This window comes from Acinetobacter sp. YH12140, from assembly GCF_013418475.1.
Taxonomy (GTDB): domain Bacteria; phylum Pseudomonadota; class Gammaproteobacteria; order Pseudomonadales; family Moraxellaceae; genus Acinetobacter; species Acinetobacter amyesii.
The window spans coordinates 53822-65186 of record NZ_VPBZ01000004.1; the positions used below are offsets into that span (position 1 = coordinate 53822).

The 11365-nt window shown below is 37.6% G+C and carries 9 protein-coding genes, 1 other RNA gene and 2 pseudogenes; 2 read left to right on the forward strand and 10 right to left on the reverse strand.

What is annotated here, in order from left to right:
* Positions 1-116: 116 nt before the first annotated feature.
* The 4 genes from FTU75_RS06775 to FTU75_RS06790 all read right to left on the reverse strand — a co-directional run bounded on the left by FTU75_RS06775 (position 117) and on the right by FTU75_RS06790 (position 3356).
* Positions 117-1163: a DUF932 domain-containing protein gene (locus FTU75_RS06775; protein WP_180115492.1), complete on the reverse strand. Its 1047-nt coding sequence runs from the start codon at positions 1161-1163 to the stop codon at positions 117-119.
* Positions 1164-1242: 79 nt separating this feature from the next.
* Positions 1243-1590, reverse strand: coding sequence for a hypothetical protein (locus FTU75_RS06780; RefSeq protein WP_180115493.1), 348 nt, complete (start codon positions 1588-1590; stop codon positions 1243-1245).
* A gap of 97 nt (positions 1591-1687) precedes the next feature.
* Positions 1688-2056, reverse strand: coding sequence for a hypothetical protein (locus FTU75_RS06785; RefSeq protein WP_180115494.1), 369 nt, complete (start codon positions 2054-2056; stop codon positions 1688-1690).
* A 148-nt stretch (positions 2057-2204) separates the two neighbouring features.
* Positions 2205-3356: a hypothetical protein gene (locus FTU75_RS06790; protein WP_180115495.1), complete on the reverse strand. Its 1152-nt coding sequence runs from the start codon at positions 3354-3356 to the stop codon at positions 2205-2207.
* Between the two features lie 738 nt (positions 3357-4094).
* On the opposite strand from FTU75_RS06790, the pseudogene FTU75_RS18420 reads away from it, so the two are divergent.
* A pseudogene (locus FTU75_RS18420) lies at positions 4095-4309 on the forward strand (hypothetical protein).
* Positions 4310-4323: 14 nt separating this feature from the next.
* Here FTU75_RS18420 and FTU75_RS18655 read toward each other — a convergent pair.
* From FTU75_RS18655 to FTU75_RS06810, 4 genes and pseudogenes are all read right to left on the reverse strand, one after another.
* Positions 4324-4428 (reverse strand): annotated as a pseudogene (locus FTU75_RS18655) (AlpA family transcriptional regulator); the annotation flags it as partial.
* A 153-nt stretch (positions 4429-4581) separates the two neighbouring features.
* The gene (locus tag FTU75_RS06800) at positions 4582-5541 is read right to left on the reverse strand and encodes a hypothetical protein (RefSeq protein ID WP_180115496.1); all 960 of its coding nucleotides are present in this window, start codon (positions 5539-5541) and stop codon (positions 4582-4584) included.
* A gap of 84 nt (positions 5542-5625) precedes the next feature.
* Positions 5626-6591: an inovirus Gp2 family protein gene (locus FTU75_RS06805; RefSeq protein ID WP_257223734.1), complete on the reverse strand. Its 966-nt coding sequence runs from the start codon at positions 6589-6591 to the stop codon at positions 5626-5628.
* A gap of 239 nt (positions 6592-6830) precedes the next feature.
* Entirely contained in the window at positions 6831-8477 is a 1647-nt protein-coding gene (locus tag FTU75_RS06810) for a hypothetical protein (protein WP_180115497.1), read from the reverse strand.
* Positions 8478-8687: 210 nt separating this feature from the next.
* Here FTU75_RS06810 and FTU75_RS06815 point away from each other — a divergent pair, with 210 nt between their 5' ends.
* The gene (locus FTU75_RS06815; protein ID WP_180115498.1) at positions 8688-9392 is read left to right on the forward strand and encodes a hypothetical protein; all 705 of its coding nucleotides are present in this window, start codon (positions 8688-8690) and stop codon (positions 9390-9392) included.
* A 165-nt stretch (positions 9393-9557) separates the two neighbouring features.
* Here FTU75_RS06815 and FTU75_RS06820 read toward each other — a convergent pair whose 3' ends face one another.
* Both FTU75_RS06820 and ssrA read right to left on the reverse strand, forming a co-directional pair.
* Positions 9558-10694 (reverse strand): tyrosine-type recombinase/integrase, encoded by a 1137-nt coding sequence (locus FTU75_RS06820; protein WP_180115499.1) that lies wholly within the window; start codon positions 10692-10694, stop codon positions 9558-9560.
* 184 nt (positions 10695-10878) lie between these two features.
* Positions 10879-11238: a transfer-messenger RNA gene (gene ssrA / locus FTU75_RS06825) on the reverse strand.
* Positions 11239-11365: the final 127 nt, after the last annotated feature.

Sequence of the window (11365 nt, forward strand, 5' to 3'; positions counted from 1 at the left end):
AAAAGCCGTGCCTAAAGACACGGCTTTAAGAGCTTGGTATTTGATTCATAAGTGAAGAAAATATTTGGCCTTGTTCTGTAATACTTAGGCTAATTTATAAAAAAGAACTATTGGGCTTAAGCAAGCATACGCAGCGCTTGTTCGAGTCCACGTTGCTTCAACCCAGCACCTGCGCCAAACCATGCTGAATCGAGTCGGTGATCTTGACTCATAGCCCGGCGTTCATGATCGGCAAACTCGGTGATACTGCAAAGTAAGCCATAAGCGGTATCTTTAGCTGAACTCAGTTCTGCCCCACGTCCATGCCCATTAAACATAGTCATGACTTTAGACATGGCACGGCCATTCGGCTCGGTCTTGTTTTCAGCTTTAGGGGCTGAATTAGCTTGGGTAGCGACATTTCTGTAGAACTGAATAATGCCTTCATCCTGTTCCGTTGGACTCAAGCTGCTATTGTTAAACACGGCATCAAAATAAGCTACTGCTTCGCTTTGAGTGACTTTACGCTGACTGAGCTGTTTCATTTCATACATATGTTCATCCCATGCCCGGACAGAAATTCCCAACTGCTGTTTAATCTTTTGGGCATCAAAGCGAGTGCTGTGCGGGACTTTGACCACACCTGCACTGCTGTTCTGTCCTTTGAGAGCAATCGCTAAGGTGTTATTGCACACCACACGGATTGAAGTGAACTGTGCAGTTGTCGCTAATGTTCCATCACAGCCCGTAGCCAATAAGATATAGCCATTACTGACATCTTTACTTTTGAGTGCTGCTGTCTGTCCGGTTTTAGCCAAAGCCCAGAATTTTTTTCCGCCTTTGAGTACCCCAGCTGTTTCTAGCTCAAAACCTGATTGTTCAGTTAAATCACGGTAGAACTCTAATATCTCAGCAGGCTGGACTTCCTGATAGCGCTGACTGACCACAGATAGAGGTGCATGGGTGTCCGAGCGGTAAAGTACACGCTGTTCCTCGAAAGGCATGATGATGCTTTGCCCGCGTTCGTTTTGCGCCATGTAGCTGACATTGGATGATTCAATACGCCAATCCATGCCTGCCTGTTTCGCCCAGACTTCAATCGGCTGATTTTGCGACAGTTGATTGCCAAGACCGTGCCAAGGGGTTTCTCCGACATAAGCCATTTTTTCAATTAAATGTGCCATATACTTATTTCCTTTTAATTTTTGCTGACTATTCAAATTAGGGGGATTAAAAACAACTACCGTCTAAATTCCATCAAATCTAGTTAAAGTAGTGTCCGCACTCCAAACAATGGTGATGTACTTGCGGCTGAGATTCATCTTTCATCAGGGTTTCGGAATGCTGCTCGTGGATGTGTTTCAAGATGCAGGCTGCACAGCCAACTGCCCCACCGATTAAAGCCCCAAATACATAAATCATCGTACGCTGCCCCTTAATCAGTCGAGCGCTAGATGCACCCATCGCGGCATAATTCACAACGTTCTGAATCAGATTTTGAATAGGCGGCTTTAAAGATCTTGGCTGCTGAAATTCAATGGATGTAGAAAGTTGAGGGCCGACCCTTTCAATTTGGTCACCGCCACATGCAGGACAAATAATTAAATTCATCTTTATTTCCTTAAAGTTTAGACATAAAAAAAGCCGAGTCCTTCATGGACTCGGCTTTTTGATTCGTTGATTTTGCTGTCTTAACCAATGAGATCGGCTAGTTAAAGCTATAACTTACAGTTCCTTCAGTGGTTTCAATATCTACCTGTACCACATTGGCAAAACTGCATTTAGTGATTCTTAATCTAGCAAGTTGCCCCATCTGAAAATGCAATGGAAAGTTAAATCTTCGATCATGACCGATAAAGCTGCACTGTCCGTTATTGACTATGACATTCGTCACCTCTATCGGTTCAGCTGTATTAGAACGAATGGAAATCACTGGAGTACTCCACGAGTACAAACCCGCTTCATTTAACTCTACTGAAAACGTATCAGGATCAAGACTTGAACTGCAGCCTTGTAAAGTCAGTACAGATATAAATGCCAATACAGCAAAGCTCAGATTTTTAAATAAGTTATTCATTATAAATTTTTCCTAAATCGTGTATTCAAATGTAGATATATACTTTCCCAGTCAATTGGCATTGAGAAGAGAAAGCCATTACATCTGGGTAATATGTATTTGAAATTTCTTTATTTTTAAAAAGCACTAAAATACAAATTTTTCATTTTCACCCATGACCCAAATACTGAAGCTCATCAGGTTCTTTAGGAATTTCTGGCTTAACGTATTTTTGTAATAATGATTCTGGAGATAAATAGTTTTCTAGGCCAAACTTAAATTTCCATATCGGTGATGTCAGCACGTCTTTAAAAGGTATTGTGTCAATTTCCTCAACAGCATCATTGTTTTTCCAGAATACATTGACCGCACTTTTTTGCTTAAATGTATTCGGCTTAATGATTGGGGAGAGATACAATCTAGAGGTATAGTTCTGCTGATCAGGATTGCCATAACGTACTAAATAAAAAAATATCCCATCCAAATTCAAGGTGTTATTTTTGGGTGTAAATACATAGCCGATGTTAAGTTGTCCAAAGTTTTCTGCGAGAGTCTTTGCTAAATCAGGCGGAACCTTGATGATTAGTTCTGATTTAACCACAGAGGAAACATATCGGCTTTTCTGTTTAAAGTTAATTGTCATTAACTCTTTATCAGCATTATATTGGTAAGCGCTTTCGCTTCCGATTGAAGTAATATCAGGAGCAATATAATTCAACACTCTTTCCAATAATTCAACATCATAGTCGATTACATTATTTAGGGAATTTTGCTGAGCTTGCTTAACTCGTTCCTCATAATGCTGTGTTTTTTCAAATTCCTGTTTGGGTTTAACCTTTGGTACTTGTAAGGCACGTATATAGTTTATGGCGAGATTGTTAGCATATTTGAAATATTCATCATTACTCAAATCGACTAACATATTGTTGTCTAAGTTATGCCCCGGCATTCCAATAACAAGAAGCTGACTCTTATCTAAATGTAATTGTTTCTTGATAAATTCATGATTGTCGGGGAAGAATAAATCATTCTCAAGCTTGCTCGGTTCTTTGTAATGGAGCACATTCATTTTTTCAGGGTAAAAGTAAATCAAATTACTTCGCAGTACATCACTGTCTATTTTCTCCCAACTTTGATCAGGACTGATTTCCGCTTTCGGTACAATCACGACTGATGTTTCAGTAACACTCTGCAAAGCTTCTTTGCTTTCTGTTGTTTGCTCTTCTACAGCAGGATCACTTTCAGGCTGATCTTTACTAGAGCAGGCGCCCAGTCCCATCAATAAAATACATAAAGACAGATACTTTAATTTTGTTGTCATCGTGCATCATTCTCTTTCTTTGTCCATAAGTGCCTCTCAGCAATCGCAAAGCTGGACTTATAGCGGTTTGATGTTCTTCTTGGAGTTCTGCCTTTTATTCTGATGTAACTGTTGCGTAGAATGAGTTGATCTACAAATCAGCGATAAAATAATTCAGATGTGCAGGCCAATAAAGGAACAAGCGCCTTTACTGAGCGTCCCCCAATTGCTAAATTTTTAAAATGCGGTTCTATCCTGCGAAGACAACGCCACAGAGAGTACTGGGGTAAAAAAGAGAATGAGAATTTAATAATGTAGTACGCATGGCGGACTCCTTTGGGTATAAAGAAGTTTCACCACATTACTGTCAAATAATGGTGGCGAAACGAAAGAGGGTTGACAGACTGATACCCAAAAAGATCAGCACATCCGAAGATGTCCCCCTCCCGTTCCGCCGCAGAGGGGGCACGTAGGGATGCCCACAAAAAAGAGAGACTTTTTCGTGTGCTTTGGGTAAACGGTCTGTCAAAACCGACTGACCATATGGGCCAGCAGGTCAAGGATAATTGGCAGGATTTAAAGTGTCAACGTTGTATTTTTACTAGAATAATCAATTGAGTGTTTTCGCTATACTTCTGATTCAGAATGACTATTGAATAATCAATATCATCTAAACTTCAACTGAGACTTCAATCTCAACATGAATTAGACAACATACTCAATTATAATGGTGTTTAGCGTTATTAAAGGAATCTGTATATGCAGCGTTTGAAGTGTATTGGAGGTCCACTGTATGGGCTCGAATATTCACACTCGCAGGATTCATTGATAAGCAAACAGGCAAAGAAACCCTTTACTGTAAGCTAATCTTAGACTTTACCCCACCTCAAGCATTCTTCATTGCAGAAGCAATGTCTCCTGATTTTGCTTATGCGCTGGCATTACAACTGATGGGGCAAAAATCTCATTCATAGCTTTGTGTTTTATCTCAATTTGTGATCATGCTACGTTCACTGATCTTGTGACTAATCCATGCATTGACCTCATGCGCAATCCACCCCACTCGATTACTGGTTAAATTAATCTGTTGAGGAAAGCTGGCATTCCATTACTTTAAATTAGGAATTATGGGAATAAATAGTGGTACATAAGCCTAAGTTCAATACTGTACGTATCGAAAGTCCCATCTATCCACTAGATTAAATACAGGGATCTATCTATTTTCATTGACTTGGATGAGCTCCAATCACCGTTTCCTTCCATTGAAGATTTTAAAACCACGTGTTGTGATACATATCTTATTCATCTGCTCATTTACGCTCGTCAGCGTATCAGGTAAGTCACTAAGATCATCCAATGGATTTTTAGGCTCAGGAAAGTTCAAAAGCCCATCTGGGTTATATCCAAAGGGATTACCCTGTGGTTTCTGTACTTCTTCATCTGGAATGTCAAATAAAATACCCATACCGTACGTAACATCTTGCCACAGTCTTAGAAGATCAATTGAATAGTCAACATCATCGGAATAAAAAGCTTTTTGAAAGGTAAGGAAGAATCTGATCACGTAACAATTTCGTGTAGTGTCGCGTATCAAGTGATAATAGCTAAATATCACTTGTGAGCGAAACCATGGCCGGGACGTTAACTTCTTTTCAAATTCTCGAAATGATTGAATCACCTGATCGACTGATAGCAACAGTTCAGTACCTGCTAGATAACTCAGATAGAATCTTAATTCAGGCGCATCTACACTCAATTTACTGACATCACAATAAAGGTCACGTAATTGATTAACTCTCTTCTCGTACTGCTCATTAGTTTGATTTAAAGCCTCATGGAAACCAGTTGTTACAAATAACAGTTTCAATTTACTTAAAATATGCTCAGTCAGCCATTTCTCTGTATGTTTGTCCGTTGGAATAAAATAGTACTGACGGAGGTCGATTTTCTGCAGAACAGTAAAATATGCATTTCTGAAATGTGTCACCCAAAAACTGCAATCTGACTCCCGATGATGAAACATCAGCTCATTCCACTCTCGAAAGTACTCCAATAAAACTTGAGTCGTTTGTTCAATGATTTTCTGAATATGTTCATCAGGAGTCATCGGTGGGATTGGTGAACCGAAACGCACTTTGGTAAAGAAACTTTGTATATCCTGTTCTAAATTTGGCGCGGTCTGGTGTTCAATGTGTGTAATGTCCATTAGATCAGTCCTATGTATTGATATCATTCATAGAACTGTCCACTCCATATTTTTTTACAGTTAAATGACGATTGGCTCATCCAATCAATCTTCATCATCTCGTGCAGAACAAACTCCTGCCAATGTTGGATCATTAATCTTGTACTTACGTCCATGCACGCGGTAAATACCTTTAAAGAAAGTTCTTTTGTTCGTTGGCTTAATCAACATCCGCTGCATGAACTTTTCAGGCTGAGTGAGATAACGGGCAACATTCAAAGCATTCTGCTCTTCTAAAGACTGATAGCGATGAATCATGCCTATCCCTAATAAGCCTCGATCAGCGTATTGTTTTTTCTTTTCAGGGGTATTGTTATTGAGTCCGTAACCTAAGCCTTGAGTGATCTTTTGCCACGTTTGAATCACTTCATCAGCCAAGTACCAATCCTGACAACGCTCAGAACCGTTGTAGATCAGCATTAAATGTGCATGGTAGCCTTTTGTAACACCCTGCTCTAATGCCAGCCCATAACCCAAAAGATGCTTAAAACAGCCATTCTTATCTTTCAATAAATTACGCACTGACTCAATATGGTTATAGAAATCCTGCACCATAATATTTGACATAGATACTTTTAAATATCCCAAATCAACACGCACAATCAAGACTTTATAATGATCTTTAATAATCCTCTGCACATAAGCTAGAAAACTCTTTTGGTTATCAGTTTCCTGCCCTTCGAACATTCGAATTTCATCTAGGTATAGTGACCTATGACGTCTCAACTGATTTCGAAGATTAGATACTTCTCTATATCGTAACTGTGTCAGATATTCGTCAATCCCTAAATCACCTCGACCAGCGTCAACTAAGCGCACCATTTCTTTAAACGCGCCAATCAAAGTACAGCATTCAATATCCTCCTGGTCAAAAACCTTAAATGCAGGAATCAATTTGCAAAGGTGATAAATGAACGATGTATCACATAGCTCAATATTCAATAAGTAATCAACAAAGTTAGTCACTGCATTCATTACAGCAGCTTGATGAGAGAGATCGTATTGCAACATCTGAAGATTCCTTAGTTATGTTTGATGCATAACTAAGGAGTTACAGTTATTTATTATGTATATGTGATCTACACTGTCGATATCTATGATCTGTATAAGTAAATAAATTTATAATTAGTTTATTAATTAATAATATTATTTACCGACTTGGTCTACAAACCAACTGGAACAAAACTAATCTGTATATAAGGTAGTGTACTTTTCGCTCTCACAAAATTCTTGCAATTTTACTCAAATATCTATTTACGAGAGTTAAGGCAGAAATTAGCTTTTATTTTTTTAGGATTGAACAGTCCATACAGCTTCTGATCCGCTAAGCTTAGGTCCAACTCTTTGCTTTTAAGTGCATACTCAACAGGATCAACTGAAATTCGCTCTAACTCAAGTATATGAAAAGCATCTTGTTCAGTATTTTGCTTTAACTCTTCAGCACCATATCGACAAAAATAAACTCGGTCACAAAGGCTTGCTTTTTGTAATGGTAATCCCACAAGATCAAAATATACTTTTGAACTTACTAACTTGCACACATCTTTGATGATAAGCATCATTTCGCTACGTAATAGGGTTTGGCTTATGGCATATAAGATTTTTGCTCTTGATTCTTCAACTAGCTGCTTCAGTGGAATTTGTATAACCTGAGTGTTTTCTTCACAGGAAGTTAGCTGAGATTTAACTTCAGGTAATGTAATTTTAGTTAAATTCCTATCAAACCAATCTAGTAATGATCTTGGCATTGGTGAATTCCCCCACACTTGTGCTTGATCTAAATTTGAAATTTTTATCTGAAGTAAATAGTTAAGTAAGAAATCAATTCTAGTAACATTCGATTGATCAGTGTTCAATGATGATTTCCCCATGCGGAAGCTGGGTAAAATAAGTTGTATATACTGACCAAAATTCTTTTCGAATTTACTCACAAAATTAAACTCTTCTCGAATCTCATAGCTCAGTTTGCTTTGAATAATTTGATAATTAGTTTCATCGGATACTTTGGCAAGCTCTTTCACAACACTATCGCAAGGGTGTGATGCTTTGTTTGCTTGATCAAATGCAGCCAGATACTGTATAAAATTAAAAGCTTGCTCTACGACAGATGTATATTCATTGGGTAATTTCAAAAAGTAATAATGTCCAAATATCCTCTTTTTACTCCAAATGGAGGCTGAGAGATTTAAGCAATACACCGGAGCAACAGAATTAAGTAAATTATTATTCAATGTTCCATCTAGTTTGGAGCGAAGAATCCCCATGTCAAATAAATCAGCAATTGCTCTTTGCAATGCATTACGGCTCATTCCAGTCCATTTAGATAATTCATAAGTTCCGACATCAAAAATGATCCCATTAGAATCACTAGACAGCACCATGTTCACTAAAACAAGCCACTGCTTATAATTGAGTTCCAACAACTCATTAGCATTTTTTTGCTTATGGCTAATTTTGACATCAAACATTAAACCAAATAAAACTTCCAAAAAATCATGTCGTGGATGACTAGCTACAAGCTCAGAAGCAGTTTTTTTTAACCTCATTTTTTTTATACTTTGTTTACCCAATTTTTTCTCTTTTAACTCTAATGCAGATTGATCACTATCTTTTGCTTTATCTAAAGCAACAATCAACTGGTCAGATGGTTTTCCCCCCCATTGATAACCTACTTGTCTCGGTAGAAGTACTTTATTCAGTTTTATAACTTTTTCTTCTGCCCGTTCGCATAACCCTTTTTCAACCAATACATCCAATGTTTTTTTTAATGTTAACCAATTCACTTTCACGTCTTCAGCCAAAGCCTTCAGATCCGATATTAAAATTTTACGACCTCCATAACAGACCAATAATCTTAGATAAATTATCCGATCTATTGGAGATAAAGTAGTTTCCATCTGCCTTAGCATAAGTATTGAAATTGATCTTAGTTCCCCCTGTCTATTTAGCTTATTCTTGGATTTTTTCATAAAAACAACTATTAAAAATTAAATAACAATTAGTTTAATTTAATATATAATGTTTATTAACATAATTAATTAAATATCGTTTTAATCATTTACTTAATGATTAAAAATCGATTTATCGGATATAAAAATGGAGCCAATATGGGCCGTCCTCAAATTTATTTAAAAGATTGGTGTTTAGAAGATAGTCTACTTAAAGCAGAATTCTTGAAAAACGAATCGGAAAATCCGATAGGTCTAGTTATCAAAGATCCCCAGCAAGGCTACATTCCAAATTTCAATAACTACCCTCAATTTAAGACAGGAATTTTTAATCTTGGGATGCTGAGGAATGGCACACAAGTTCGAATCACGCAAAGCTGCTATGAAAAATTAAAAGCTAAATTCCGCACTTTTAAGAAAAAAGACAAAGACAAAGACAAAGTTAAGAAGCAATATTATCTAGACCGTAAAACTGCGAATTTTTTATCTAAATTTAAAGAAAAAAACCACTTTGATCGTGAAGAGATTGTCATTGAATATCTAGTCAGCAATAAACAGAACCAAGAACTACAAAATGAACACTTTAAAAAAATAGACCAATCAACTATTCGTGTTCAAAACTTAAAAAATGAATTGGAAAATAATAAAAACTTATGTGCACAAGCCCTAAAAGATACACAAAATTTACGTATTCGCATTGATGCATTAGACGACCTCTTAGCCAGAGCATATATTTTAAATGACTTCTTTAAAGAGACTTTACAAAAGAACGGAGTTAATTTTAACCGACCTATAATTGATGATGAGACTGTTGAAAAGTATAAATTTGAAATAAGAAATAATTTAAGAACCTACTTAGATTGAAAAGTAGTAGAAACTAGCGCTTTTATATATTCTTGTTAGTTACATTCTTATTTTAATGGGCACTAAATTACACTTAGCTGTATTAGCTCAAACCTAATCTGACAGTTACCCGTTTTTTATTGTGTCTGTCAGGTTAAATTTGATCTAGATTTTTCTCCTTGTGATTTATTTTAACCAAGCACTCACTTTTGTCCCATACCACTCCATAATCTTTACACGCTCATCCCAATACTGTGCTCGGTTATATGCAGAACGAATACGGTTCTGTGGCACATGCGCAAGCTGACGCTCAATTGCATCTGAATTAAACAAATTTGACTCATTCAGTACTGTACTAAATAGCGATCTAAAACCATGGGTTGTCATTCGACCTGTATAACCAGAACGCTTAATTACAGCTAAAATTGTTTCACTACGCATAGGTTCTTTATTGTTTAAACGATGTGGGAATAATAGATCTTGGTTGTGAGTCAAACGTAGTGCCTGAAGCTCATCAATCATCATATCTGTTAAGGGTACACGATGGGGTAAACCATTCTTCATACGCTCAGCAGGGATATCCCACTTACGTTCTTCAAGATCAAATTCTTCCCAACGTGCTTGCAACAACTCACTTACTCGAACGCCAGTCAACATAACCAGAATGATTGCATGGTGAGTCTGAGCATCTGCTGGATAGGCTTTAATCCTTCTAAGAAATTCAGGCATTTCACTTTCAGGTAATGACGCTAAATTCTTCACTTTTTTATTCTTAAGCGCATAAACCAAATCACTGGCTGGATTGTCATATCGGTAGCCGTGGGCTATGGCATATTTCATCACCATACCGCATCGAGATAGCGTGCGTTTAGCTACTTCAGTAGAACCTCTAGCTTCAATTTTTTTAATAACCTGCAAGATCTCAGGTGCCTGAATCTGATTGATTCGTTTATTTGCAAGTGTACCGTAAAGCTCGTCCAAAGAAGCTCGTACATTACTAATATGTTTAGATGACCAAGTCTCTCTTTGGTTATCAAACCAATCTTCTGCCACCTCTTTAAAAAATGGCTTGATGTCTTCGTATAAGACTGACTTGGAATGCTTGTATTTCAGCTCAAGGGCAAGCTCTCTTGCTTTCTTTAAGCTCATATCAGGATATGGACCCAGTGACTCTGACTTGCGCTTACCATGAACGGTATAGCGCACATTCCAATATTTTTGCCCTGCTGGTGTAACCAATAGAGATAAGCCATTTTCATCAGAAAGACGATAACGCTTATCTTGGGTCTGTGCTTTTCTGCATTCCGTATCTGTGAGTTTCATCTGTATATACCCTTTATCAAGACTAAAAATAATTGGGTAAATTTTCCCAATAATTACCCACAAAAGGCAAAAATTGGGTCACACAGCTTAGGATAGGATCGGACAATATAACCAATAAAAAAGCCCTTAAACATTGAATTTAAGGGCTTTTTCACATTCAGTCGAACATCTCTGAATTGAATTTTGGTGGAGATGGCGGGAGTTGAACCCGCGTCCGCCAGCACTACGCTCGAGAATACTACATGCTTAGATATCGTCTATTGATTTAGCTCTTTGTGACCCGACGAACAGGGTACAAATCGCGATCCTTTAAGATTTAGTATAAGACCCCAAGGCTTGATCTTATACGGACTTGTGTGCGTTCGCTTCAGTCGGGACCCCTAACCACAAGTATTCAGGGATGCGGACAAGCTGCCCTTAGGCAGCTAGAGCGTAAGTTTCGTCGTTTGCGACTAAAATATGCAAATTTGATTTACGAGAGAAAATGCGCTCTCGACATGCATCTATGAGTTTCATCACCAGCGTCGAAGCCAGAAACATCCCCAAAGTAGCGTCATCATAGCATAACTTCAAAAAATTGCGATGCAATTTCGAAACAATTACACATTGATCTGCGCTTAATTACATAATTGCGTTAATATTTTATTTTTCAAGACCGCAAAAGAAAAATA

Coding starts and splice junctions, on each gene's coding strand:
- FTU75_RS06815 (WP_180115498.1), top strand. CDS start 8,688: ATGGGCCGTCCTCAAATTTATTTAAAAGATTGGTGTTTAGAAGATAGT.
- FTU75_RS06810 (WP_180115497.1), bottom strand. CDS start 8,477: ATGGAAACTACTTTATCTCCAATAGATCGGATAATTTATCTAAGATTA.
- FTU75_RS06790 (WP_180115495.1), bottom strand. CDS start 3,356: ATGACAACAAAATTAAAGTATCTGTCTTTATGTATTTTATTGATGGGA.
- FTU75_RS06805 (WP_257223734.1), bottom strand. CDS start 6,591: ATGTTGCAATACGATCTCTCTCATCAAGCTGCTGTAATGAATGCAGTG.
- FTU75_RS06785 (WP_180115494.1), bottom strand. CDS start 2,056: ATGAATAACTTATTTAAAAATCTGAGCTTTGCTGTATTGGCATTTATA.
- FTU75_RS06800 (WP_180115496.1), bottom strand. CDS start 5,541: ATGGACATTACACACATTGAACACCAGACCGCGCCAAATTTAGAACAG.
- FTU75_RS06780 (WP_180115493.1), bottom strand. CDS start 1,590: ATGAATTTAATTATTTGTCCTGCATGTGGCGGTGACCAAATTGAAAGG.
- FTU75_RS06775 (WP_180115492.1), bottom strand. CDS start 1,163: ATGGCACATTTAATTGAAAAAATGGCTTATGTCGGAGAAACCCCTTGG.
- FTU75_RS06820 (WP_180115499.1), bottom strand. CDS start 10,694: ATGAAACTCACAGATACGGAATGCAGAAAAGCACAGACCCAAGATAAG.